The organism is Marinobacterium sp. xm-a-152 (assembly GCF_013282965.1).
In the GTDB taxonomy this organism is placed as follows: domain Bacteria; phylum Pseudomonadota; class Gammaproteobacteria; order Pseudomonadales; family Balneatricaceae; genus Marinobacterium_E.
The window spans coordinates 26,647-50,226 of record NZ_WBYI01000008.1; the positions used below are offsets into that span (position 1 = coordinate 26,647).

The following is a 23,580-nucleotide window of genomic DNA, read 5'->3' on the forward strand; positions in this document are numbered from 1 at the left end:
AATTATACAGACAAACAGGGACTATCCGTTGACCGATTTTCATCAATTTCATCTAAATCTACTGAAGCTTGGCTATAACAACCTTATAAAGCAGCCACCTTTCAACAGTGACGAAACCTTAACAACGGAGTCCGATGAGCTGCTTGCGCTGTTTGAACAGACAATCGCTGCCTACGAAGAGCACTCAGCGGACGCGTTTGAACTGGGCCAGACCCTAATGACGCGAATCGTGGGAGCATTCCCACAACACCTACCCCTGCTATCTCGCGATTTACTCTGGCTATTTGGCGGTGATTGTATTCACTATCTGGGCGATGAGGAGATTGCACAGTACCAAGCACTCGACGAAGCACGATTCGAGCAAGAGTCACAAGATGCAACAATCGACTATCTTCAGCTACGAAATATGATGATTACGCCGTTAGACGATAAGAGACATTAAGAAAAGGAGATTGGAGCGGGAAACGAGGCTCGAACTCGCGACCTCAACCTTGGCAAGGTTGCGCTCTACCAACTGAGCTATTCCCGCAAAAATGGCGTCCCATAGGGGGTTCGAACCCCTGTTACCGCCGTGAAAGGGCGGTGTCCTAGGCCACTAGACGAATGGGACGTCGTAGACAATACATTGGAGCGGGAAACGAGGCTCGAACTCGCGACCTCAACCTTGGCAAGGTTGCGCTCTACCAACTGAGCTATTCCCGCGGATGGCGTCCCATAGGGGGTTCGAACCCCTGTTACCGCCGTGAAAGGGCGGTGTCCTAGGCCACTAGACGAATGGGACAACACTTAATGTATTGCGTTCCTCTGTGAGGAGGCGCAAATAATACGGAGCACCCTATTAGCCGTCAACCCCTCATTTCGAAAAAATTACAATTTTCCTCGAATATTTGAGTCAACTGATTAAATTCTAGGCACCCTCCCCGTTAAAACCTCTAACCTGTCAAACGGTTGGCACGATAATCGGCAATCGCCTGCTCTATCTCATCCGTTGTATTCATGACAAACGGACCATACTGTGCAATTGGCTCACCGATCGCTTCACCCGCAATCAACATCAGTCTCGCCCCCTCTGCACCCGCTGTCAGTTGAATCGCATCACCGTCGGACAACTCGGCTGCCTCATGGATCTCTAGCTTATCATCAGCAAGATAACCCGTCCCTTCGAATAGATAGACAAAACCTGACAGGTTCTCAGCGACAGGCAGTTCAAGCTCGGCATTCGGTGATAAACGAACCTCCATAAAAATGGGCTGACGACTGATCCCTGACACTGGCCCAGTGTAGTGCTGACCATCAAACTCAAACGAACCCGCCACCAATCGAATGAAGGCATTAGGTAGTTGAATCTCGGTGATCTCCTCGGGTTCAATATTTTGATAAGCCGCCGGCTTCATCTTCTCGCTTGCAGGTAGATTGACCCATAACTGGAATCCGCGCATTAAGCCGTTCTCTTGCTGAGGCATCTCTTCATGAATCACACCGCGCCCCGCTGTCATCCACTGCACACTCCCTGGACGCAGGATCCCCTCATTACCCATATGGTCACGATGTTTCATTAAGCCATCGAGCATGTAGGTGACTGTCTCAAAACCACGGTGCGGATGGGCAGGAAAACCGGCAATGTAGTCATCAGGATCGTCTGACGAGAAGCAATCCAACATCAGAAATGGATCGATGCGTGCGAATTGGCTTTTGCCTACACTGCGACGAATCCGAACCCCAGCACCATCCATACTGTCGACGCCGGGCACTCGACGCTTAATCACTCGGTTCATAACGATTCTCCTTTTTATTGTCGTTTCAGCCGTTTACACAAACGCTGCTCGAGCCTGTTCTAGTGACTGATCTCGATGCGTATCCATCGCGAGCCCTTCAGCCAAAACAAGACGAGTATCTTTAAGCCCAATAAAGCCTAGGAACTGTTTTACAAAATCAACCTGGAAATCCTGACCCTGCTCTGCGTAAAGACCACCACGAGTTGCAACTAGGTATACGGGTTTATCTTCGATTAGACCTACTGGGCCTTGTTCTGTGTAATGGAACGTCACCCCAGCACGAGCCAGGTGATCAAACCAGGATTTAAGCTGACTTGGAATATTGAAATTGTACATTGGCAAACCGATAACAATCGTATCAGCCGATTTAACTTCAGCAAGCAGTGCGTCAGCAAACTCAACGATAGCACTCTGTTCAGCGTCACGCTCTTCAGCCGGACTATTCAATGCTGTTACTCGGTAAGCATCCAAATGAGGTACAGGATCACTAGCTAGATCACGCTCGATGACCACGCCATCACTGTTTTCATCCAGCCATTTATCAACAAAGCTTTTCGCCAGTTGCGCTGACTGACCATTGTCACCAAATAGAGAGGTTTTAATATGAAGTAGAGTCGCCATTTCAATATCCTTTTAAAAAATTATCTGTTTGATGAGGTGATAATCTCATCTATAATTTCGATGATAAATAGCAAAATTTAGATTTATATGATCGATATATTAGATGAAATGAGATGATATCTTTAGAACAGTGGCAAGCTCTGATTGCTGTAGCGGATAGCGAAACCTTTGCGAAAGCAGCCGAATCAATCAATAAAAGCCAATCAACACTAAGTTATGCCATCAAACAGATTGAGCAGAGTACCGGCGTAATACTTTTCACCACTCAAGGTCGGCGTGCGGTCTTGACCACAGAGGGTGAACAGCTAGTGGTTCATGCCCGCGAGCTGATCGCACGAGCAACCCGCATTGAGACTCTCGCCAGTCAGTTTGCATTGGGCGCAGAGGCTCGTATCAAACTTCGTATTGAGGCAATTTACCCGAACAGCATCATTCTCGAGGCGCTAGAACGTTTTTCAAAACAGCAACCGCAGACCAAGATTGACTATCAACGCTCTGTTCTTAGCGGTTCTGAGCAGGCTCTGCTAGAGCGGAATGCCGATATCGTCATCGGTGGTCGAGTGCCACCAGGCTTTGTCGGTCAGAGTTTAGGACGATTTAGATTTGTAGCGGCCGCTGCCCCCTCTCACCCACTGCATCAAATTGAGACACCCATTACCCTCGAAATGCTTCAAGAGCACCGACAACTCGTCGTGAGAGACACAGGCGTTCGTAATATTGATGCGGGGTGGCTCGGGGCCAATCAGCGTTGGACGCTCGATTCGCCCGATCTCTCTATTGAGGCTGCTATTAAGGGTATGGGGTTCGCCTGGTACGCCGAAGCGCTGATTGCAAACCACCTCGCCAGCGGAGCGTTAAAACCCCTCAATTTAGCAGAAGGCAACGAGCGCTTTGCGGAGCTCTACCTAATACTGACGCATGGCGAGACATCTACTCCAGGAGTAAAAGCGTTAGCACAGCTGATCACCGAGGCTCAGTCAGAGTTTTGTTGAGACTCGATCCTTGCTGGGTCAGATACGTCTGATGTGCTTTTTGTATAGGGAGCATCTAATTCAAGCGAAGCTTTTTCAACCAAATCAGCCGGTAGCTCTTTTTGAACAGAGACACCCAACTCTTTAAACTCAGCCGCCTGTTTGATGAGGTTCCCCTTACCTGAGTAGAGCTGACCCAAGGCTTTATCGTAACTGGTGCGCGCACTGTCGAGCTTACGTCCAACATCTTGCATACTCATAAGGAAAGAGCTGAGCTTGCTATAGACTTTTTCTGCACGGTCGGCCAGCTGAGCACTGTGTTTTGATTGATCTTCAAAGCGCCACAGCTGACGCACAATATTCAAAGCCGTTAATAGCGTCGTTGGTGTTGCCACCAGCACCTGTTTTTCAATCGCCTCTTGGAATAGCGTCTCATTGTATTTGAGTGCTTCTACATAGGCTGATTCGATCGGCACAAACATCACTACAACTTCTGGGGAGTTGAGCCCATTTAGCTTGAAATAGCTTTTGTCGGATAACTCTTTAATGCGCGCCTGCATCGCTTCTGCATGCTCTTTGAGTGCCTGAGTTCGCTCATGGGGATCTTCTGCATTTACGTAGCGTGTGTAAGCAGATAGTGAGGTTTTGGCATCAATAATCAAATGCTTGTTCTGTGGAAGATAGACCACAACATCAGGGCGCTGCCTCCCCTCTTCAGTGTTGATGCTTACTTCACGCTTATAGTCTTTATCTCGGCGCAATCCACTGGAATCGAGGACATTTTCGAGCATCAACTCACCCCAGTTACCCTGCATCTTCTTCTGACCCTGAAGTGCGGAACTGAGTCGTTCGGCTTCAGTTGTTATCTTCGCATTGAGATCTTTTAGCTGCTGCAGTTCTGTGGTTAGTTTGGATCGCTGCTCGTTATCGAACTGGTGTATCTTCTCGATGCGCTCTTTGAACCCTTTCATCTCAGACGTCATCGGTTTTAACAGAGCGTCCAAACGCTGCTGGCTCTGCTCCTGGAAGCTTTTCCCTTTCGCTTCAAGAATCTCTTGCGCCAGCGCTTCGAACTCCCTTTTTAAAAGGGTGCGGCTCTCTTCCAGCTGTTTGATCTGCTGAGCGAAATGCACCTCTTTCTGCTCAAGCTCAGTGTCACGACGCGCTTTCTCTTCTCCCAACTGCATTAGCTGGTTACGTAACTGAGCCGACTGCTGTCTCTCAACGTCCAGCTCGCCTTTTAATTCAGATAGACGGGACTCCTTTTCTGCAATCAGGGACTCTTTATAGGTCAGTTGAGACTCGACCACCGCCAACTTAGATTCAAGCTGCACTTGCTGTTGAGCCACCTCTGAAAGTCTATGGGCAAGGGATGAGCGGTGCCATAGATAACCCACAACTATGACAACAACACTGAAACCTAACGCGACTAACAACTCCAAAACCCACTCCTAAAACCGATCAAACAGCTTGTTCAAATTAAGGACACAGATTAACCTGTTTCAATAAGTGGACCCAAGCCCCGAGTTAAGAAATAGAGCATTTAATGACGATAAAAACCGCCATCATTGGCTATGGATTTGCAGCTAAAACCTTTCACGAGCCTTTTTTAAGAACACTTGATGGCTATGAACTGATTGCAGCTAGCGGATCTAATGCAACCGAGGCCAAACAGTACTGGCCTGAGATGATCGCCTATCGCCACTATCAAGAGATGCTCGAATCGAGCAGTGCGGAACTCTACATTGTCACCACTCCAAACGATTCCCATTTTGAGATCACTCAGGCTCTGCTTAAAGCCGGAAAGCGGGTTATCCTCGACAAGCCCGCCTGCACATCGAGTTCACAGTTGAACGAGTTAATTCGTTTAGAGAAGGAATCATCGGGCTCGGTCAGCATCTTTCAAAACAGACGCTGGGACGGTGACTTTCTCACCCTTAAAAAGCTACTTAGGTCGGGTCGATTAGGTGAAATCAGACGTTTTGAGTCGCACTTTGATCGTGCTAGACCTATTCCAAAAACTCGTTGGCGCGAACTTCCCGGTGAGGGAGCGGGCATCTGGTTTGATCTGGGGCCTCACCTTATTGACCAAGCCTTGCAACTCTTTGGTAAACCCTCAGCCGTCACCGCGGATATCAGGACGTTAAGGGAGGGAGCTTCTGTTGATGACTATTTTGATGTACTGCTTCACTACTCAAACACAGTCGTTAAACTGCACAGCTCACCCTTCTGCTTTGGCCGCCCTCTAAGATTCGATGTTCAGGGAACCCAAGGTCGTTTTGTGAAATATGCACTGGATCCTCAAGAGGCGCAGCTGATTAACGGCAAAGCATTCTCTACGCCAAGTTGGACCGCAGAGGAGTTTGCTAACTTTGGCAGATTGCATAACGAACAAGGCGATGAGAGGGTCACAACAGAGCTGGGCAATTACGCCCAGTTTTTTGAGCAGGTTAAAGGCTTTATCGAGGGTGTTGCAGAGAACCCCGTACCTTTGGAGTCTGTTGTCGATCAAATCGCCATTATTGAAGCGGGATTTCTATCCTCACAGGAACAGAAGAGTATCGAGCTCATTTAGAATGTATCGGTAGGTCCTGCACCTTCACGCACAATAACAACTTCATCATCTGTCAGGTTTAGCACTGTCGTTGGATCCATACCGCAGTAGCCGCCATCAATAACGAGATCAACCGCATGCTCTAGCAAGTCGCGAATGTCATAAGGATCGGTCAGGGGCATCTCCTCATCAGGCATGATCAGAGTCGTACTCATGATCGGCTCGCCCAAGGTTTCTGCGATGGCCATGGCAATTTTATTATCCGGTATGCGAATCCCAATGGTACGGCGCTTAGGGTGCATTAAGCGTCTAGGCACTTCCGTCGTCGCATTGAGAATGAAGGTATAAGCACCAGGAGTATGGGACTTAATAAAGCGGAACATACTGTTACCCAACTTTGCATAGGTTCCAATCTCTGAGAGGTCACGACAGACCAGCGTGAAGTTATGCTTATCATCGAGCCTGCGAATGCGTTGAATACGCTCCATGGCGTTCTTATCACCAAGGTGACAGCCTAGTGCATAACCTGAATCAGTCGGGTAGATAATCACTCCGCCCTTATTAAGAATCTCAACGGCCTGCGACACCAGTCTCGCTTGCGGGTTATCGGGGTGAATCGAAAAGAACTGGCTCATAATAACTCCGTGCCGTTAAGCACATAACTGCTCAACGATGACTCGTTGCGCATCAAAATGGGGGTAACGACCAAGTGCAGTCCAGCGTTGATCGGGAGAGTGGAAGTCACTGCCTGCAGAGACCCAACAATTTGCTCGATCAGCCAACTTAATCAATTCATGCTGATGACCAGGCGTTACGCCAGGATAGCTCACCTCTAATCCATCAGCCCCCGCTGAAAGCATGTCAGCCATCAGTTCACGAAGCTTAGTAAAGGTCATCTTATACTTGGTGGGGTGAGCCAGAATCGCCACGCCACCTGCCTCTTTAATCAGTGCAATACTCTGCTCGATGGCAGGCCATTCCGCTTTAACATCGCCCGCACAACCTTGACCTAAGTATTTATCAAAGGCCTCTTGCATCGACTCGACTTTACCCAGCTCTAATAGCGCCTGGGCAAAGTGGGGGCGACCAATTTGACCCTCTCCTGCATACTGTTTAGCGAGGTCAAACAGACCTCGAGCAACACCACGCTTCTCTAATCGCTCTGCAATCTTCTCTGCACGCTGGTACCTGAGCTGGATTAAGTGATCCATATAGGCTTCAAACTTGTCAGAACTGGGATCGAAGCCAAGTCCCACCAGATGAATAACGCGACCACGCCAGTCACAGGTCAACTCAACACCGCTTATAAACTGGATGCCGTGGCGATCTGCTTCCGCTTTCGCTTCAGCCAATCCACCTAAGGTATCGTGATCCGTCAATGCCATGACCTTCACATCGGTTTTGGAGATGCGCTGCACTAACTCCGTTGGACTTAAGGTGCCATCGGAAACATTACTGTGCATATGAAGGTCAAATTGACCGATTGCTGGAATCATCATTTTTAACTTTGCGTGTGAGCTTTTATACTGTGGCAAATTTTTCAGAGGTTCTATATGAAGATACTACTCGATTTTCTTCCAGTTATCGTCTTTTTTGCGGTCTATAAGTTCACCAATGACATTTTATTGGCGACCGCTGTTCTCATTCCCGCAACGCTTTTGCAGATGCTCTACTCGTGGAAAGTTCAAGGCAAGATCGAGAAAATGCAGCTTGTGACACTGGTCTTAGTGGTTCTACTGGGTGGTGCAACGCTCGCCTTTCAAGACAAAGCGTTCATCCAGTGGAAGCCGACCATCGTTAACTGGCTATTTGCGGTAGGCTTTTTGGCCACTCAGTTCATTGGTGACAAGACCGTCGTTGAGCGTCTGATGGGCTCAAGCATGGAGTTACCCAAAGCGGTATGGTCACACTTGAATCTTGCTTGGGTCGTTTTCTTTGTTGCAGTCGGCATTGTCAATCTCTACGTTGCCTACAACTTCAGTGAAGAGATCTGGGTCGATTTCAAACTCTTCGGTATGCTCGGTTTAACCATCCTTTTCATCATTCTTCAGGGCCTCTATATTGCAAAACATGCAAAAGAGCCTGAAGCACCCAGCGAAAAATAGAGGTGTTTATGTACTACGCTATTATCTCTGAAGATAAACCTAATTCACTGGAACGCCGATTGGCTGCTCGCCCTGAGCACCTAGAGAGACTGAAAGCATTAAGTGCTGAAGGTCGACTTCTGGTTGCAGGCCCTCACCCTGCGATCGATTCTGAAGATCCGGGTGAAGCGGGATTCACAGGCAGCCTAGTGATCGCTGAATTTGCCTCTCTGGAAGAGGCAAAAGCTTGGGCTGATGCGGATCCCTACGTCGCCGCTGATGTCTACGCAGAGGTTAAAGTAAAGCCGTACAAAAAAGTTTTACCTTAAATCACATTTTTTCAAATCTTGGTCTACAGTTAAATTAGGGTTAAGACTCGCCCAGTTAATATAGGCATTAAGACTTAACAACAGGTCGAACAAGATAGGAATTAGATAATGAAAAAGATCGCACTCGCTACAAGTATGTTATTGGCTATTGCTAGCGGTTCAGCAATGGCCCATGGCGAAAATCCTGGCTACCTAGTCTCTGCAACCGATGGTTCGTTTGTACGTGACGGTAATGGAAACTGCATCATGACTCCAAACTCAACACTTATGGAGCCAGCTACAGAATGTATGGCTGCAGCTCCTGCTGTTGAAGAGGAGATGGCAAAACCAGCAGAACCTAAAATGGTCGAAGTCGATGCTAAACGTAAATTTGCTGTCTACTTTGACTTCAACAGCACCAAAGTGGGCTCGCTTAGCAGCGTAATTGATTTTATTAAATCACTTTCATACGTTGAGAGCGTTAAGCTAGTAGGCTACGCAGACCGCATCGGTTCAGACGCTTACAACCAGAAGCTATCACTAGATCGTGCTACCGCTGTTGCATCAGAGCTTAAAGGCGCTGGCGTTACAGATTGGAAACTACGAGTGGATGCTAAAGGTGAAACAGCTCCGGTAGCGAACTGTACTGGCAAAGGCGCTCAACTAATCGCCTGTCTTCGTCCAGACCGCCGTGTCGACATCGAAGTAGCAGGTGAAAAAACTGAGAAGCAGATGTAATCTAAGAGTTACACACGCTTCAAGAGCCGGCGCGTAGCCGGCTTTTTTGTATTTAAGGTATCTGAAGATGTTTAAGACTTTCGCTCTGTTTGCTCTTTTATCCAGCCCCCTAGTCATGGCCAACGACTATGAGCCGCAAAAGGTGGTGTATCACATCAACTATGGGGATGAATCACGCATTGGTCACACCTTCAGCAACATCTCAAATCATATTAATGAATTGGGTGAGGACAGTGTCGAGATCAAAGCGGTTATCCATGGTGAAGCGATCGAATACTTTATGTCGGCAGTTGACGATACCGCTAAACAGGGCGCCATCGATACGCTGAAGTTTATGGGGACAGAGTTTGTCATTTGCGGAAACTCACTGACCGGATACAAAATAGGCTACGACGCACTTTACGATGTCAGTGAAGAGGACGTGGTCAAAGCAGGACTCCCAGAAATCGTCCGACTCCAGCAACAGGGTTATATCTACGTTAGACCCTAGATGCCAACACAAGCCTTTAGATACAAAAAAGCCGCTTCAAGTATGAGCGGCTTTTCTTATGAGCAGGAATTAACCCTCTGTCTTGGGAGGCTCTACTCCAAGACGCTGTGCTGCGATAACAGCCTGGGTCCGACTGTGGACACCCAACTTACGAAGAATCGCCGTTACGTGCGCTTTGATGGTGGCTTCAGAAACGTTTAAATCGTAAGCGATCTGTTTATTCAAAAGCCCTTCTGTCAGCATCGTCAATACACGGAACTGTTGTGGCGTCAAAGAGGCAATCGCTTCGGCAAACTTCTGATCCTCGTCTGTAACAAGGTCATCCATTGACTCTTCCAACTCCTCTGGCAACCACTCATCACCTTGAAGAACAGCAACAATCGCTTCTGAAATAGTCTCTAGCGGAGATGACTTAGGAATAAAACCTGACGCGCCGTAATCGATCGCACGTTTCATGACATGAGTCTCTTCGCTACCTGATACAACAATCACTGGAACACCAGGGTGTTGACCACGAAGGAATACCAGACCAGAGAAACCTTGAGCACCTGGCATATGGATATCCAAAAGCACCAAGTCAGCATCACCATGCTCTTCAACGGCATTCTGAACGGACTCAAGAGTATCCGCTTCGATAATCTCCACTCCGGAAACCGCTTGGGAAACCGCTTGTTTCAGCGCTGCACGAAACAGTGGGTGATCATCCGCAATGATAATTTTTTGAGCCAGTTGCATAGTATTCTCCGACAAGCCTAGAAAGGCAGTATAGCGCTTTTTTGTAGGGTATAAGTTAATCGAATAATGGATTAGTTTCCAGTTCAAATGGAAATAAAAAAACCCACGACGAGTCGTGGGTTTTTTAATAAGAGCGTTTAGCTCTTACGGTTCATGCGGTTTTCGATCAGGTCATCCACCACACTTGGATCTGCCAAGGTAGAGGTGTCACCCAATGCACCGAAATCGTCTTCCGCAATCTTGCGAAGGATACGACGCATGATCTTACCAGAACGTGTCTTAGGTAGACCGGGTGCGAACTGAATCAAATCCGGTGATGCAATTGGACCAATCTCTGTACGTACCCAGTTACGCAGTGTCACTTTAAGCTCATCAGAAGCTTCCATACCTTCCTGCAGCGTTACGTAACAGTAGATACCCTGACCTTTAAGATCGTGTGGGTAACCTACCACCGCAGCTTCAGCAACCGCTTCGTGAGCTACCAACGCAGACTCAACCTCTGCAGTACCCATACGGTGACCAGATACGTTGATTACATCGTCTACACGACCAGTGATCCAGTAGTAGCCGTCCTCATCACGACGTGCGCCATCGCCCGTTGTGTAGTAGCCAGAGAAACTAGAGAAGTAAGTCTGACCGAAACGTTCGTGGTCGCCCCAGATTGAGCGAGATTGACCAGGCCAAGAGTCCTTAATGACCAGGTTACCTTCACCTGCACCTTCAATCTCTTTGCCATCGTTATCCAGTAGCGCTGGCTGAACACCGAAGAATGGACGAGTTGCTGAACCCGGCTTAGTCGCTGTCGCACCAGGTAGAGGTACGATCATGATGCCACCTGTCTCAGTCTGCCACCAAGTATCAACGATTGGGCACTTACCAGCACCCATGACACGGTTGTACCACTCCCAAGCTTCAGGGTTGATTGGCTCACCAACCGAACCAAGCAGTTTAAGAGAGGATAGATCCGAGTCGCCTAGAACATCTTCACCTTTCTGCATCAAGGCACGGATGGCAGTAGGCGCGGTGTAGAACTGGTTAACTTTGTGTTTTTCGATAACGCGACCGAAACGGCTCATATCTGGGTAGCTTGGAACACCTTCAAACATCAGTGTCGTAGCACCGTTTGCTAGTGGACCGTACACAATGTAGCTGTGACCTGTTACCCAACCCACATCAGCTGTACACCAGTAGATATCACCCTCTTGGTAATCAAAGACATACTGATGGGTCATTGATGCGTAAACCAGGTAACCACCGGTAGTGTGCTTAAGACCTTTAGGCGCACCCGTTGAACCAGAGGTGTATAGGATGAATAGCGGATCTTCAGCATTCATCTCTTCAGGTGGGCAATCAGCAGAGGCTTTTGCCATCTCCTCTTCATACCAAACATCACGGCTCTCATGCCAAGCAACATCTTGATCTACGCGGTTTACAACAACCACTTTTTCACAGAACTTAGCCGCACCAGGGTGAGTCAGTGCTTCATCAACGTTCGCTTTAAGTGGAACCGCTTTACCGCCACGAAGAGAGAAGTTAGAAGTCACAACCAGTTTAGAGTTAGCGCCTTCGATACGAGCAGCAAGAGCTTCAGGAGAGAAACCACCAAATACAATCGAGTGAACGGCACCAACACGAGCACAAGCCAGCATAGCAACAGCAGCTTCAGGGATCATTGGAAGGTAAAGAGTGACTACGTCACCTTTAGTCACACCCTGCGCTTTAAGCACGTTGGCAAACTTACATACACGCTCGTGAAGATCGCGGTAAGTGATCTTTTCATCTTCTTCTGGGTTATCACCTTCCCAGATTATCGCAACTTGATCGCCACGAGTCTCTAAGTGGCGATCCAAACAGTTTGCTGCAACGTTCAACGTACCATCTTCGAACCAACGGATATCAACATTATGAGTATCAAACGATGTGTGCTTAACCTTAGTGAAAGGCTTGATCCAGTCGATACGCTTAGCTTGCTCAGACCAGAACGCATCTGGGTTCTCAACTGACTGCTGGTACATCTCGTTGTATTTAGCTTCATCAGCATGGGCGTTAGCAGCAAACTCTGCAGATACTGGGTAGATCTTATCGCTCATTAGTTCTTTCCCTTAGATTGATTGGGTACGGCAATCATTGCCACACTCTATTTATTAAAGTGCAATATTTATAACCTGAGCTACCCTAAGTCAGAATTAGACATTGGTCTGTTCAAAAGGACTCTTTAGTCTAAGTAATTCAACAGAATCCTATTGCATAGTCGAAATGAGGCTTTAGAATTCACTGCCAGTGCCCCAGTAGCTCAGCTGGATAGAGCAACCCCCTCCTAAGGGGTAGGTCGGACGTTCGAATCGTCTCTGGGGTGCCAGTCTCCTATCTCTCTTTTCACAATGAAAAACAGATTATTTTTACTGATCAATTTGACAGATCCCAGACCCTAAACTATACCTTAAGTCATATGACATAAATGACCCGAAGGACAGTTGTACTGATGAGCTCTTTAGACAATAGCCGATACCTTGATCGGACCGAAGCCGCTAAGATTTTATGCGTGGATGATGAGGAGTCTGTCGTTAACTCGCTTCGCAGGGTGTTACGTTCAAGCCACTACGAAGTTATCGGTTTCACATCGGCACCGGAGGCACTGAAGTACCTTGAATCCAATGAGGTTGATCTGATTGTTTCTGACATGCGAATGCCCGAGATGAGAGGTGATGAATTCCTGGCAAAAACCATGTCAATTACACCTAATACGGTTCGTATTCTACTGACTGGTTATTCAGATTTTGATATGACGGTGAGTGCCATTAATGAAGGTAGAATTCACCGCTACATGTCCAAGCCCTGGGACAATAGTGAACTGCTTGCGATCATTAACGAAGAGCTCGTTCAAAAACAACGTGATGATGAGAAACGTAATTACGATGAGCTTGTGAAAAGCCTAACTGCGACTGATCCACTGACCGGTCTACTCAATAGAACGGCTCTGATGGAGCAAGTAGAGGCTCAAGCGATTGTTGGCACGGCCTTGCCAGGCGTTGCCCCCTCCTACCTAATTCTCTTAGATGTCGATAATTTTAGCTCTATTGTTGAGTCCGTCGGGCCTCAAACCAGTGAGGACGTTTTAAAATTGGTCGGCAGACTATTAAGTTTTAATCTTCGCTCAGGCGATATCATTGCTCGTACCGAGGACGATGAGTTTGGCATCATGTTGAATCAGTATGCTCCCGAGGACTGTATTAACGGCATTATGGAACGGGTCAGAATGAAACTGGCCTCACGTAGCTATCTAGTGCGAAACCAGAAAGTCGACATACAAATCACTCTAGCAGCCAAGGCAATCGATATCGGTGATGACCCTGAAGAGCTCTATAAAGCAGCGAAAAAAGCGCTGAAATTCGCAAAATCCGAGGGAAAGAATCGCTCAGAAATCGCTGACTAAACGCCTAATAACAAAAAGCCCGCTAACAAACATTGGCGGGCTTTTTTGTGGCGTGCTGTCAGAATAGCTGTTAAATATCCTCAGCTTTCACCGGTGTTCCTACCAATTTATTGATCACATCGACCAACTCATGATTATCAAACGGCTTATTCAAAATCGCATCGGCTCCCAAATCGATCGCCTTTTGGAGGGCTTCACTGCCTAAAGCTGAGATGACCAATATTTTGGTTGAAGCTATTTCTGGAGTTTCGCGAACAAAACTCAGCACATCGTAACCACTTAGGCCAGGCATACTGAGATCCAAGGTCACCAGAATTGGGCGATCTTTCATCAGCTTGGTACCCGCTTGAAAACCATCAGCGGCCACCTCTGCGACTAAACCATGCTTACGTAACACGCGCTGTAATGCACGCGCGATGGCAGGCTCATCATCCACAACAAGAACCTTGCGACTATCTTCCTGCAGTTCAGCAGGAATCGGGATCTCATGCTCAACCAGAAAGGCTAAGAAGTCCTCTACGCGAACTCTGTTATTCCCTCGGCCTGGAAGTTTAAAACCTTTTAAAGCCCCTCGCTCGATCCAACGAATGACGGTTCGTAAATTAACGTCACAAAGCTTAGCGATTTCACCTGTACTGAGCGTCTTCATTCTTCAATTCCTAAAGCGCAGATACTGCCTTTATACTGCGGGTCTATTTTCTTTCTCTATACAAAGCATAGACGATAAAAAATAAAACGAAGTCACTTTTGTAAAAAAAGTTAGAGAATATTCAAAATTCACAATTGTCAGGTAACAAAAAAGCGCCCGAGGGCGCTTTTTATAATGGTTAATAAAGGTTAACCAACAAACTTAATCATGACACCTGCAGCAACCGCAGAGCCAATCACACCGGCTACGTTAGGGCCCATGGCATGCATCAGCAAGAAGTTTTGAGGGTTAGCCTCTAAACCGATCTTATTGGAGACACGAGCAGCCATAGGAACAGCAGAGACACCCGCTGAACCAATAAGTGGGTTGATTGCATTACCACCCTCAAGCTTATTCATCAGCTTAGCCATCAAGACACCTGCAGCTGTACCGATACCAAAAGCAACGATACCAAGAAGCAAAATGCCCAGTGTGTTCATGTCCAGGAATTTATCAGCGCTCAACTTAGAGCCAACCGATAGACCTAGGAAGATCGTCACGATGTTGATTAGAGCGTTCTGTGCTGTATCACTCAGACGGTCCACAACGCCACATTCACGCATCAGGTTACCGAAACAGAACATACCCAATAGTGGGGCTGCATCCGGAAGCAACAGTGCAACAAGAATCAACAGCGCTATCGGGAACATGATCTTCTCAGTCTTAGAGACATGACGAAGCTGGTGCATTGCGATCTTACGCTCTGATTCAGTCGTCAATGCACGCATGATTGGCGGTTGAATCATTGGCACTAGTGCCATGTATGAGTAGGCCGCTACAGCGATCGCACCCAGTAATTGAGGGGCAAGCATGCTGGCAACGTAAATAGCTGTAGGACCGTCGGCACCACCGATGATGCCGATTGCAGCTGCATCTTGAACTGTGAAGTCCATGATACCCATAGCTGAAAGGCCCACAGCACCCAATACCGTTGCAAAGATGCCGAACTGAGCTGCGGCACCCAAGAATAGAGTTTTAGGATTAGCAAGGAGCGGACCAAAATCAGTCATGGCACCAACGCCCATAAAGATCAGTAGCGGAGCAACACCCGAAGCAATAGCTACAGAGTAGAAGTTATAGAGCATACCGTTGCTGTAACCCGAGTCAGCAGCAACCATAGTGGCTGCATGGTGCGTAGACGGATTAGAACCGTGGTAGGCATGCAGTATGTCGTGAGGATCCACACTGGTGATATTCAAAGAAGCAGCCAACCCCTGAAGCACTTCAGGTTTTGCAAAGTGAACCGCATTTTCTACTGCAGAGAACGCGAGCCCAGCCTCGGGAATATTCGCCATGATGCCACCAAAACCGATTGGCACAAGCAGCAGTGGCTCAAAGTTTTTGCGGATTGCCAAAAAGAGCAACAACAACCCCACAACGATCATAGTAATCTGACCGCCTGAGATGTTGTAGATGCCTGAGGCTTCCCACAATTGAAGGATCTTTTCCATTAAACCGTCACCTCAAATTAGGCAAGAGATACCAGAGAGTCGCCAACCTGAACGGCATCGCCCTCTTTAACGTCAACTGAAGTCACTGTACCAGCACGCGCTGCACGAACTTCTGTTTCCATCTTCATCGCTTCCAAGATAACAAGCACATCGCCCTCTTGAACCGCTTGACCAGCAGAGACCTGAACTTTCCAGATGTTACCGGCCAGTGGAGCTGGTACAGCCTCACCTGAACCTGCAGGCGCAGCGGCTGGAGCGGCAGGTGCTGCCGCAGCAGGAGCAACGGCTGTAATATCACCACCTTCAGCTACTTGAACAACGTAGTTCTGGCCATTGACTGTGATTGTGTAAACTTCTGGTCCTGATTTCTTAGGTGCTGACATAGCTAGCGCATCCTCTAAAGTGGGTACTGGTTCAAACGCGTCTGGATTACCGCGATTTTCAAGGAATTTAAGGCCGATCTGAGGGAACAGAGCGTAAGTAAGCACGTCATCAATTTCACGCTCACCCGTTTCTAGCTCAATACCCTTTTCAACTGCGATCTCTTTAAGCTCTGCAACAAGCTTATCCATCTCTGGCTCGAGAAGATCAGCTGGACGGCAAGTGATAGCCTCTGCTCCATCAAGAACTTTAGCCTGAAGCTCAGCATTGTATGGCGCAGGAGCTGCTCCGTACTCACCTTTAAGGATACCCTGAACTTCTTTGGAAATAGTTTTGTAACGCTCGCCAACGAGTACATTGATAACCGCTTGAGTACCAACGATCTGTGATGTTGGTGTCACCAGTGGAATGTAACCAAGATCTTCACGTACTCGTGGGATCTCAGCCAACACTTCATCAAACTTATCCGCTGCGCCCTGCTCTTTAAGTTGACTCTCCATGTTGGTCAACATACCACCAGGAACCTGAGCCACTAGAATGCGGCTGTCAGTACCACGCAGTGAGCCTTCAAATTTAGCGTACTTCTTACGAACTTCACGGAAGTAGGCTGCAATCTCTTCGAGTGCTTCTAGGTTTAGACCGGTATCACGATCCGTACCTGCTAGAGCCGCTACTACAGACTCTGTTGCTGTATGACCGTAGGTCATCGACATTGAAGAGATCGCTGTATCAACACGATCAATGCCCGCTTCGACCGCTTTCAGGATGGTCATATCAGACAGACCTGCCGTTGCGTGAGCATGCAGCTGAACTTCAAGCCCCGTCTGAGCTTTAAGACGAGATACAAGATCAAACGCACCGTAAGGGGTCAAAATGCCTGACATATCTTTGATGTTGATTGAATCAGCACCCATGTCTTCAAGGGTCTTAGCGTAATCCACCCACATGTCGATGGTGTGAACTGGGCTAGTAGTGTAAGAGATCGTACCCTGAGCGTGTTTGCCAGTCGCTTTAACGGCCGCAATCGCTTTCTCAAGGTTACGAGGGTCATTCATCGCATCGAAGATACGGAATACGTCGATACCGCTCTCTGCTGAACGCTCAACAAAACGCTCGACCACATCATCACCGTAGTGGCGGTAACCTAATAGGTTTTGACCGCGCAGTAGCATCTGCTGGCGAGTGTTTGGCATTGCTGCTTTAAGTTGGCGAATACGATCCCAAGGATCTTCACCTAGATAACGAATACATGAGTCAAAAGTGGCACCACCCCAACTCTCTAGCGACCAGTAGCCAATCTTATCTAGCTTCTCAGCAATAGGAAGCATGTCATCGAGGCGAAGACGAGTCGCAAACAATGATTGGTGCGCATCACGTAAAACTACATCCGTGATACCAAGAGGCTTATTTGCATCAGACATAAACTTAAGTTCTCTCTTGTTAAAAGGCAGTGCCTAAAATTACTTACGGTATTTATGAACCGCTGCCGACAATACAGCCAACAACTCATCATTGTTGCCTGCAGCTTGAGGCGCAGACGCTTTGGCTTTTGGCTCTACAATCGGTTCTGGCAAAAACTTGTTTACCAGCTTAGACATCAATGTAGTGACAATGACCAGCAGCGTAAGGAATACGAAAACGAACCCCATACCATAGACCATAAGGTTGAGGCCTTCTGATATCAGACTATTCATCTACTCTACTCCAATAAAAATAATTCAAAGGGCTTGGCATAATCCTTGGATCTATGCGCAAAGTAACCCCTACCCAACAGCATAGGGAACAGTTATCCCATAGCCCCGCAGCCATATCAAGCCCACTTTGTATGTAGTGAATTTACAAAAAAGGTCGTTTTTTTAACTTACCAGTCAACTTACGAATGAAGCTGCAGTATTTACGCACTCTGTAACGGCGTATAAGTGTTAGTTTCGGAATGACTTTCATTGCGACTAAAGAATGAGAAAGTCTCAATTTGTTTTAAGGTGGGTAGTGGAGATGGTGCCCTGCGCTTCAGTCGAACGAGCACGCTGACTCGGCTGGACAAGTCCAGATCAAAAAAAAATGCCACCATAAAGGTGGCATTTCTTTTGAATATGGCGCGCCCGGCACGATTCGAACGTGCGACCGCCTGGTTCGTAGCCAGGTACTCTATCCAGCTGAGCTACGGGCGCTGAAGTATTGCGTGATTCTGAAATGGCGCGCCCGGCACGATTCGAACGTGCGACCGCCTGGTTCGTAGCCAGGTACTCTATCCAGCTGAGCTACGGGCGCTTATTTCAGATGTTGGTCGATGAAAACACTAAAGAAGTGAAAACTCAAGATTGGCGCGCCCGGCACGATTCGAACGTGCGACCGCCTGGTTCGTAGCCAGGTACTCTATCCAGCTGAGCTACGGGCGCTTAATCTTGATGGCGGAGCGAGAGGGATTCGAACCCTCGATACGCGTAAACGTATACACCCTTAGCAGGGGTGCGCCTTCAGCCACTCGGCCACCGCTCCTGATCAACGGCGCGTATAGTACAAGAGAGGTGACTAAAGTTAAACCCTAAAAGGGAAAAACTTACGACTTTCCGCTATTTTCCTGCTCTTTTTCATCCAAGATCCTTTGGTAGATCTCTTCACGATGAATGGAAACATCTTTTGGTGCATTCACACCGATTCGCACCTGATTACCTTTGACACCAAGAACAGTGACACTGATATTGTCACCAATCATTAGAGTTTCACCAACTCGCCTTGTCAGTATTAGCATCAGCTTCTCCTAAATCCATTTAAGATAGGCGACCAAGTGATCGCCATGTGCGAATCCAATTATGCTAGATAGCGATTATTCAGCGACGCTGTCTGCTTGATCGAGTTCAAACGCACTGTGCAGTGCACGAACCGCTAGCTCCATATACTTCTCTGAGATTACTACAGAGACCTTGATCTCGGAAGTTGAGATCATCTGAATATTGATATTCTCTTTAGCCAGGGTTGTGAACATATTGCTTGCAACGCCTGCGTGAGAACGCATACCCACACCCACGATAGAGACTTTAGCAATCTTATTGTCGCCTTTCACTTCACGCGCACCTAGCTCGTTAGCCGTCTCTTCAAGGATAACCAAGGCTTTATCGTAATCATTACGGTGTACTGTGAATGTAAAGTCGGTAGTCTGATCGGCTGCTACGTTTTGAACGATCATATCTACTTCGATATTGGCAGACGAGACAGGACCTAGGATACGTGATGCAATACCTGGAAGGTCAGGCACACCCAACACCGTCAGTTTTGCTTCGTCACGGTTAAACGCGATGCCTGAAATAATTGGATTTTCCACGCTATCAGTTTCCTCTGTAGTAATAAGTGTACCGCCACCATCTTGGAAGCTAGACAATACACGTAATGGAACATTGTATTTACCTGCAAATTCAACCGAGCGAATCTGCAAAACCTTTGAACCGAGACTGGCCATCTCTAGCATCTCTTCAAAGGTGATTTTATCGAGACGACGGGCACCTTCTACCACGCGCGGGTCTGTCGTGTAGACGCCGTCGACATCCGTATAGATCTGACACTCATCAGCTTTTAAAGCAGCCGCCAGAGCAACACCCGTTGTATCAGAACCACCGCGACCTAGGGTCGTGATATTGCCGTCATCATCCATGCCCTGGAAGCCGGCTACAACTATGACGTTACCTTCATCAAGATCTGAACGCATTTTGCTGGTATCGATGCTTTGGATACGCGCTTTGGTGTGTGAGCTATCAGTATGGATACGAACCTGACCGCCAGTGTAAGACTTCGCACCTAGACCACGCTTTTTCAGAGCCATAGAGAGCAGTGAAATCGTCACCTGCTCACCCGTTGATACCAAAACATCGTATTCACGTGGATCTGGATTATCAGTGATATCTTTAGCAAGACCGATAAGACGATTGGTCTCACCGCTCATTGCAGAGACAACCACGACAATGTCGTGACCCTGATCCTTAAATCGTTTTACTTTGTCAGCGACTGCTTCAATACGCTCTACTGAACCTACTGAGGTACCGCCATATTTTTGTACAAATAAAGCCATCTATCTCTATTTCCAATTAACGCTGCACGATTAAAGTGCAGCTCTAACTAATTCCGGTACCGCAGCAATCGCCTGAGGAAGAGCCGCTATATCGGTGCCACCGCCCTGAGCCATATCGGGTCGACCACCGCCTTTACCGCCAAGTTGAGTGGCAAGCTCACGAATCAGATCACCCGCTTTTACTTGACCAGTAAGATCTTTCGTCACACCCGCGACAAGGCTAACCTTTTCACCATCGTTTGCTGCAAGCACAACCACACCGCTACCCAACTTATTCTTAAGCTGATCCAGCATGTCGCGAAGTGATTTAGGGTCAACACCTTGAACTTCTGTTGCCAAAACCTTGATACCGTTGATCTCAACCGCCGACGAGAGCAGCTCACCACTCTGGGCAGCCGCCAGTTTTGCATTCAATCGTTCAATCTCTTTCTCAAGGGAACGGCTACGTTCGTTCAATGCTTGGAATTTCTCTAGCAGTGAATCTCGAGAACCTTTAACCATTGCGCCGAGTTCACCCAGTAGTGACTCACTCTCTTCAAACCAGTTGAGAGCAGCAAGACCGGTAATCGCCTCGATACGACGCACGCCTGATGCAATACCCGACTCAGAGACAATCTTCATCATACCGATATCACCGGTACGAGAAGCATGAGTACCACCACAAAGCTCTACTGAGAAGTCGCCACCCATGGATAGAACACGTACTTCATCATCGTACTTTTCACCAAATAGGGCTTGAGCTCCGCGCTCCTTCGCAGCATCAATCGCCATGATTTCGGTTTCTACTGACGTATTTGCACGAATCTGTTCATTGACCATCTGTTCAACGGTTTTGAGCTCTTCGTCAGTAACCGCTTCAAAGTGTGAGAAGTCAAAACGGAGACGTTCATCATTACACAGCGAGCCTTTCTGCTGCACATGCTCTCCGAGCACGCGACGAAGCGCTTCGTGTAAAAGGTGCGTTGCTGAGTGGTTAAGAGCCGCAGCTTGACGACGAGCTTTGTTAACCAGTGCGTTAACTTGGTCTCCGAGCTTTAAAACGCCCTCAGTCACAGAGCCGTGATGGACATGGCTCTTACCCTCTTTTGTACAGTTTGCCACATCAAACGTACCGCGATCCCAAACCAGCTGACCAGTATCACCGACCTGACCACCCGATTCAGCGTAGAAAGGTGTACGAGTCATAACCACAAGACCGGACTCTCCAGCAGATAGCTCTGTGACTGATTCGCCCTCTTTGAAGATCGCTTCAATCTCAACACGATCTTCCAGAAGCTCATAACCAGAGAACTCGGTAACGCCATCGATCTCTAGCTTATCGTTGTAATCCACATTGAAAGATCCTGATGCACGAGCGCGCTCACGCTGATCAGCCATTGCTGCTTCAAAGCCTTCCATGTCAATGGTCAGTTCACGCTCGCGCGCAACATCGGCGGTCAAGTCAACCGGGAAACCATAAGTGTCATAGAGTTTGAATACTGCTGAGCCAGGAACGACCGTACCCTGAAGATTTGCAATCTCCTCTTCAAGAAGTGCCAGTCCTTTGTCTAGGGTACGAGCAAACTGCTCCTCCTCTTTAAGAAGCACTCGCTCAACCTGTTCCTGCATTTTTGCAAGCTCAGGATAGGCTTCGCCCATCTCTTTAACTAGGGGCGCAACCAATTTGTAGAAGAAGGTTCCTTGAGCACCGAGTTTATTACCGTGACGAATGGCGCGGCGCATAATACGACGAAGAACATAGCCACGCCCTTCGTTTGAAGGCGTCACGCCATCAGTGATTAAGAATGAACATGAACGGATATGGTCAGCGATTACGCGAAGTGATTTGTTATCGCGATCCTTGGTACCAATTACTTCAGCTGTCGCTGCAAGTAGGTTTTGGAACAGATCAATTTCGTAGTTCGAATGAACGCCCTGCATAACGGCAGCAATACGTTCAAGACCCATACCGGTATCAATTGAAGGGCGCTCTAGCGGTGTCATTTCACCATCAGCAGAACGGTTGTACTGCATAAAGACAACGTTCCAGATCTCGATGTATCGATCCCCATCTTCCTCTGGGCTTCCTGGTGGGCCACCCCAAACATCAGGACCATGATCGAAGAAAATCTCTGTACATGGACCACAAGGACCTGTATCACCCATCGCCCAGAAGTTATCTTCATCAAGCTTAGAGAAACGCTCTGGGTCGATACCCATGGTCTCTTTCCAGATACGTTCTGCCTCATCATCACTGTGGTGAACGGTTACCCATAGACGCTCTTTTGGAAGACCCAAGGTTTCCGTTAAGAAGGTCCAAGCAAATCGAATAGCATCTTCTTTAAAGTAATCACCAAAGCTGAAGTTACCCAACATTTCAAAGAAAGTGTGGTGACGCGCAGTGTAGCCTACGTTCTCTAGGTCATTGTGTTTACCACCGGCACGAACACAACGTTGCGAGGTTGTTGCTCGAGAGTAGTTGCGTTTATCGCTACCCAGGAATACGTCTTTAAACTGAACCATACCTGCGTTGGTGAAAAGCAGTGTGGCATCGTTGCCAGGGATCAGTGGGCTTGAAGAAACCACCTCATGTCCCTGACTAGCAAAATAGTCCAGAAATGCGTTTCGAATTTCAGCACTGGTCATCTTTTTCATAGAATCAGCCGAGTCTCTATCATCTTAAATTGACACCAAAAGAACCGTACCTAAATTCATACAGGTACAATCTTGGCAAAATAGCGGGTAAGTATATACAAACTAGAGTGAAACTCGTAGGGGGTAGTGCGGGGGAATTGACCAAAATAACGGTGATTAGTCGAAATCGGGATCACTATTTTGATAGCGAAATGCGTATTCGATTTCACCATAGTTGAAACCACGTCCTGCCATATGCCTAAACCATTTGGCTTTCACTTTCATATCTTCAGGAGGCTCTTCACCAAATTTGCGTTTTAGATACTCAAGCGCGACCTGCTTAGGATCGTCTTTGCGACTATCTAATAACTCTTCGATTAATTGCTTAGAAATTCCTTTACGACTCAGATCGAAAGCAATCTTATTACCCCCTTGCCCCTGATCGGATTTCACTCGAATGTAGCTCTCTGCAAAGCGGCTATCAGATTGATACCCCTCTTCAACAAGGTAAGTTAACACCCTCTCTACGAGTTCAGGTTCTTCACATCTTTTTGCAAGACGCTCACGTAATTGACTCTGCGAATACTCTTGCCTAGCTAAATAACTGAAGGCAAAGGACCTCAGCTCGGATTCTGTTTCTATAGGTCTCTTTTGTCGTTTTTGCATAGACATAAA

General features: G+C 47.6%; 23 protein-coding genes and 9 tRNA genes. 9 read left to right on the forward strand and 23 right to left on the reverse strand.

What is annotated here, in order from left to right; all coding sequences use genetic code 11:
• Window positions 1-28 precede the first annotated feature (28 nt).
• On the forward strand, window positions 29-442 hold the full coding sequence (locus tag XMA152_RS08955) for a PA2817 family protein (RefSeq protein ID WP_173481393.1): 414 nt from the start codon (window positions 29-31) through the stop codon (window positions 440-442).
• An 11-nt stretch (window positions 443-453) separates the two neighbouring features.
• On the opposite strand, the gene XMA152_RS08960 is transcribed toward XMA152_RS08955, so the two are convergent.
• The 6 genes from XMA152_RS08960 to XMA152_RS08985 all read right to left on the reverse strand — a co-directional run bounded on the left by XMA152_RS08960 (window position 454) and on the right by XMA152_RS08985 (window position 2,396).
• Window positions 454-529: transfer RNA gene (locus tag XMA152_RS08960), tRNA-Gly, on the reverse strand.
• A gap of 5 nt (window positions 530-534) precedes the next feature.
• Window positions 535-610: transfer RNA gene (locus tag XMA152_RS08965), tRNA-Glu, on the reverse strand.
• A gap of 16 nt (window positions 611-626) precedes the next feature.
• A tRNA-Gly gene (locus tag XMA152_RS08970) sits at window positions 627-702 on the reverse strand.
• 3 nt (window positions 703-705) lie between these two features.
• A tRNA-Glu gene (locus XMA152_RS08975) sits at window positions 706-781 on the reverse strand.
• Window positions 782-932: 151 nt separating this feature from the next.
• Window positions 933-1,775 carry a pirin family protein gene (locus tag XMA152_RS08980; protein WP_173481394.1) on the reverse strand — a complete coding sequence of 281 codons (843 nt, stop codon included), beginning with the start codon at window positions 1,773-1,775 and terminating at the stop codon, window positions 933-935.
• A 33-nt stretch (window positions 1,776-1,808) separates the two neighbouring features.
• Entirely contained in the window at window positions 1,809-2,396 is a 588-nt protein-coding gene (locus XMA152_RS08985; RefSeq protein WP_173481395.1) for an FMN-dependent NADH-azoreductase, read from the reverse strand.
• Between the two features lie 113 nt (window positions 2,397-2,509).
• On the opposite strand from XMA152_RS08985, the gene XMA152_RS08990 reads away from it, so the two are divergent.
• The gene (locus XMA152_RS08990) at window positions 2,510-3,388 is read left to right on the forward strand and encodes a LysR family transcriptional regulator (RefSeq protein WP_173483390.1); all 879 of its coding nucleotides are present in this window, start codon (window positions 2,510-2,512) and stop codon (window positions 3,386-3,388) included.
• Here XMA152_RS08990 and rmuC read toward each other — a convergent pair.
• Entirely contained in the window at window positions 3,370-4,809 is a 1,440-nt protein-coding gene (gene rmuC / locus XMA152_RS08995) for a DNA recombination protein RmuC (RefSeq protein ID WP_254448300.1), read from the reverse strand. The genes XMA152_RS08990 and rmuC overlap by 19 nt on opposite strands.
• Before the next feature lie 104 nt (window positions 4,810-4,913).
• Here rmuC and XMA152_RS09000 point away from each other — a divergent pair, with 104 nt between their 5' ends.
• Window positions 4,914-5,942: a Gfo/Idh/MocA family oxidoreductase gene (locus XMA152_RS09000; RefSeq protein WP_173483391.1), complete on the forward strand. Its 1,029-nt coding sequence runs from the start codon at window positions 4,914-4,916 to the stop codon at window positions 5,940-5,942.
• Here the strand turns inward: XMA152_RS09000 and XMA152_RS09005 are convergent.
• Entirely contained in the window at window positions 5,939-6,556 is a 618-nt protein-coding gene (locus XMA152_RS09005) for an L-threonylcarbamoyladenylate synthase (RefSeq protein WP_173483392.1), read from the reverse strand. The two genes, XMA152_RS09000 and XMA152_RS09005, sit on opposite strands and share 4 nt — an antisense overlap.
• 15 nt (window positions 6,557-6,571) lie before the next feature.
• Window positions 6,572-7,420: a PHP domain-containing protein gene (locus XMA152_RS09010; RefSeq protein WP_173483393.1), complete on the reverse strand. Its 849-nt coding sequence runs from the start codon at window positions 7,418-7,420 to the stop codon at window positions 6,572-6,574.
• A 54-nt stretch (window positions 7,421-7,474) separates the two neighbouring features.
• Between XMA152_RS09010 and XMA152_RS09015 the strand changes: the two genes are divergently transcribed.
• From XMA152_RS09015 to XMA152_RS09030, 4 genes are all read left to right on the forward strand, one after another.
• Complete coding sequence (locus XMA152_RS09015) at window positions 7,475-8,026, forward strand: septation protein A (RefSeq protein ID WP_173483394.1); 552 nt, start codon at window positions 7,475-7,477, stop codon at window positions 8,024-8,026.
• Between the two features lie 8 nt (window positions 8,027-8,034).
• Window positions 8,035-8,334, forward strand: a complete 300-nt coding sequence (locus tag XMA152_RS09020) for a YciI family protein (protein WP_173483395.1) — start codon at window positions 8,035-8,037, stop codon at window positions 8,332-8,334.
• Window positions 8,335-8,442: 108 nt separating this feature from the next.
• Window positions 8,443-9,051: an OmpA family protein gene (locus tag XMA152_RS09025; RefSeq protein WP_173483396.1), complete on the forward strand. Its 609-nt coding sequence runs from the start codon at window positions 8,443-8,445 to the stop codon at window positions 9,049-9,051.
• A gap of 67 nt (window positions 9,052-9,118) precedes the next feature.
• A complete protein-coding gene (locus XMA152_RS09030) occupies window positions 9,119-9,541 on the forward strand; it encodes a DsrE family protein (protein ID WP_173481404.1) in 423 nt (140 codons plus the stop codon).
• A gap of 69 nt (window positions 9,542-9,610) precedes the next feature.
• Here the strand turns inward: XMA152_RS09030 and XMA152_RS09035 are convergent, their stop codons facing one another.
• Both XMA152_RS09035 and acs read right to left on the reverse strand, forming a co-directional pair.
• Window positions 9,611-10,276, reverse strand: coding sequence for a response regulator transcription factor (locus XMA152_RS09035; RefSeq protein WP_173481405.1), 666 nt, complete (start codon window positions 10,274-10,276; stop codon window positions 9,611-9,613).
• Between the two features lie 137 nt (window positions 10,277-10,413).
• The gene (acs, locus tag XMA152_RS09040; protein WP_173483397.1) at window positions 10,414-12,366 is read right to left on the reverse strand and encodes an acetate--CoA ligase; all 1,953 of its coding nucleotides are present in this window, start codon (window positions 12,364-12,366) and stop codon (window positions 10,414-10,416) included.
• A 192-nt stretch (window positions 12,367-12,558) separates the two neighbouring features.
• Between acs and XMA152_RS09045 the strand changes: the two genes are divergently transcribed.
• Both XMA152_RS09045 and XMA152_RS09050 read left to right on the forward strand, forming a co-directional pair.
• Window positions 12,559-12,635: transfer RNA gene (locus tag XMA152_RS09045), tRNA-Arg, on the forward strand.
• A 123-nt stretch (window positions 12,636-12,758) separates the two neighbouring features.
• Window positions 12,759-13,709, forward strand: coding sequence for a diguanylate cyclase domain-containing protein (locus tag XMA152_RS09050; protein WP_173481407.1), 951 nt, complete (start codon window positions 12,759-12,761; stop codon window positions 13,707-13,709).
• Window positions 13,710-13,779: 70 nt separating this feature from the next.
• Here XMA152_RS09050 and XMA152_RS09055 read toward each other — a convergent pair whose 3' ends face one another.
• The 12 genes from XMA152_RS09055 to XMA152_RS09110 form a co-directional block, all read right to left on the reverse strand.
• Window positions 13,780-14,358, reverse strand: a complete 579-nt coding sequence (locus XMA152_RS09055; protein ID WP_173483398.1) for a response regulator — start codon at window positions 14,356-14,358, stop codon at window positions 13,780-13,782.
• A 188-nt stretch (window positions 14,359-14,546) separates the two neighbouring features.
• Window positions 14,547-15,848: a sodium ion-translocating decarboxylase subunit beta gene (locus tag XMA152_RS09060; RefSeq protein WP_173481409.1), complete on the reverse strand. Its 1,302-nt coding sequence runs from the start codon at window positions 15,846-15,848 to the stop codon at window positions 14,547-14,549.
• Between the two features lie 17 nt (window positions 15,849-15,865).
• Window positions 15,866-17,650: a sodium-extruding oxaloacetate decarboxylase subunit alpha gene (gene oadA / locus XMA152_RS09065; RefSeq protein WP_173481410.1), complete on the reverse strand. Its 1,785-nt coding sequence runs from the start codon at window positions 17,648-17,650 to the stop codon at window positions 15,866-15,868.
• A 39-nt stretch (window positions 17,651-17,689) separates the two neighbouring features.
• Entirely contained in the window at window positions 17,690-17,923 is a 234-nt protein-coding gene (locus XMA152_RS09070; RefSeq protein WP_173481411.1) for an OadG family protein, read from the reverse strand.
• Window positions 17,924-18,323: 400 nt separating this feature from the next.
• Window positions 18,324-18,400, reverse strand: a tRNA-Arg gene (locus XMA152_RS09075).
• Window positions 18,401-18,423: 23 nt separating this feature from the next.
• Window positions 18,424-18,500 (reverse strand) — tRNA-Arg (locus XMA152_RS09080).
• 51 nt (window positions 18,501-18,551) lie between these two features.
• A tRNA-Arg gene (locus tag XMA152_RS09085) sits at window positions 18,552-18,628 on the reverse strand.
• Window positions 18,629-18,638: 10 nt separating this feature from the next.
• Window positions 18,639-18,728 (reverse strand) — tRNA-Ser (locus tag XMA152_RS09090).
• A gap of 61 nt (window positions 18,729-18,789) precedes the next feature.
• Window positions 18,790-18,981 (reverse strand): carbon storage regulator CsrA, encoded by a 192-nt coding sequence (gene csrA / locus XMA152_RS09095; protein ID WP_173481412.1) that lies wholly within the window; start codon window positions 18,979-18,981, stop codon window positions 18,790-18,792.
• Window positions 18,982-19,056: 75 nt separating this feature from the next.
• Complete coding sequence (locus XMA152_RS09100; protein WP_173481413.1) at window positions 19,057-20,292, reverse strand: aspartate kinase; 1,236 nt, start codon at window positions 20,290-20,292, stop codon at window positions 19,057-19,059.
• Window positions 20,293-20,322: 30 nt separating this feature from the next.
• Window positions 20,323-22,917: an alanine--tRNA ligase gene (alaS, locus tag XMA152_RS09105; RefSeq protein ID WP_173483445.1), complete on the reverse strand. Its 2,595-nt coding sequence runs from the start codon at window positions 22,915-22,917 to the stop codon at window positions 20,323-20,325.
• A gap of 165 nt (window positions 22,918-23,082) precedes the next feature.
• Window positions 23,083-23,577 carry a regulatory protein RecX gene (locus XMA152_RS09110; RefSeq protein WP_173483399.1) on the reverse strand — a complete coding sequence of 165 codons (495 nt, stop codon included), beginning with the start codon at window positions 23,575-23,577 and terminating at the stop codon, window positions 23,083-23,085.
• Window positions 23,578-23,580: the final 3 nt, after the last annotated feature.

Bases quoted from the DNA above. Each gene is read 5' to 3' on its own strand.
- XMA152_RS08980 (WP_173481394.1), bottom strand. From the start codon at position 1,775: ATGAACCGAGTGATTAAGCGTCGAGTGCCCGGCGTCGACAGTATGGAT.
- XMA152_RS08985 (WP_173481395.1), bottom strand. From the start codon at position 2,396: ATGGCGACTCTACTTCATATTAAAACCTCTCTATTTGGTGACAATGGT.
- XMA152_RS08990 (WP_173483390.1), top strand. From the start codon at position 2,510: ATGATATCTTTAGAACAGTGGCAAGCTCTGATTGCTGTAGCGGATAGC.
- XMA152_RS09000 (WP_173483391.1), top strand. From the start codon at position 4,914: ATGACGATAAAAACCGCCATCATTGGCTATGGATTTGCAGCTAAAACC.
- XMA152_RS09005 (WP_173483392.1), bottom strand. From the start codon at position 6,556: ATGAGCCAGTTCTTTTCGATTCACCCCGATAACCCGCAAGCGAGACTG.
- XMA152_RS09010 (WP_173483393.1), bottom strand. From the start codon at position 7,420: ATGATGATTCCAGCAATCGGTCAATTTGACCTTCATATGCACAGTAAT.
- XMA152_RS09015 (WP_173483394.1), top strand. From the start codon at position 7,475: ATGAAGATACTACTCGATTTTCTTCCAGTTATCGTCTTTTTTGCGGTC.
- XMA152_RS09020 (WP_173483395.1), top strand. From the start codon at position 8,035: ATGTACTACGCTATTATCTCTGAAGATAAACCTAATTCACTGGAACGC.
- XMA152_RS09025 (WP_173483396.1), top strand. From the start codon at position 8,443: ATGAAAAAGATCGCACTCGCTACAAGTATGTTATTGGCTATTGCTAGC.
- XMA152_RS09030 (WP_173481404.1), top strand. From the start codon at position 9,119: ATGTTTAAGACTTTCGCTCTGTTTGCTCTTTTATCCAGCCCCCTAGTC.
- XMA152_RS09035 (WP_173481405.1), bottom strand. From the start codon at position 10,276: ATGCAACTGGCTCAAAAAATTATCATTGCGGATGATCACCCACTGTTT.
- acs (WP_173483397.1), bottom strand. From the start codon at position 12,366: ATGAGCGATAAGATCTACCCAGTATCTGCAGAGTTTGCTGCTAACGCC.
- XMA152_RS09050 (WP_173481407.1), top strand. From the start codon at position 12,759: ATGAGCTCTTTAGACAATAGCCGATACCTTGATCGGACCGAAGCCGCT.
- XMA152_RS09055 (WP_173483398.1), bottom strand. From the start codon at position 14,358: ATGAAGACGCTCAGTACAGGTGAAATCGCTAAGCTTTGTGACGTTAAT.
- XMA152_RS09060 (WP_173481409.1), bottom strand. From the start codon at position 15,848: ATGGAAAAGATCCTTCAATTGTGGGAAGCCTCAGGCATCTACAACATC.
- oadA (WP_173481410.1), bottom strand. From the start codon at position 17,650: ATGTCTGATGCAAATAAGCCTCTTGGTATCACGGATGTAGTTTTACGT.
- XMA152_RS09070 (WP_173481411.1), bottom strand. From the start codon at position 17,923: ATGAATAGTCTGATATCAGAAGGCCTCAACCTTATGGTCTATGGTATG.
- csrA (WP_173481412.1), bottom strand. From the start codon at position 18,981: ATGCTAATACTGACAAGGCGAGTTGGTGAAACTCTAATGATTGGTGAC.
- XMA152_RS09100 (WP_173481413.1), bottom strand. From the start codon at position 20,292: ATGGCTTTATTTGTACAAAAATATGGCGGTACCTCAGTAGGTTCAGTA.
- alaS (WP_173483445.1), bottom strand. From the start codon at position 22,917: ATGACCAGTGCTGAAATTCGAAACGCATTTCTGGACTATTTTGCTAGT.
- XMA152_RS09110 (WP_173483399.1), bottom strand. From the start codon at position 23,577: ATGTCTATGCAAAAACGACAAAAGAGACCTATAGAAACAGAATCCGAG.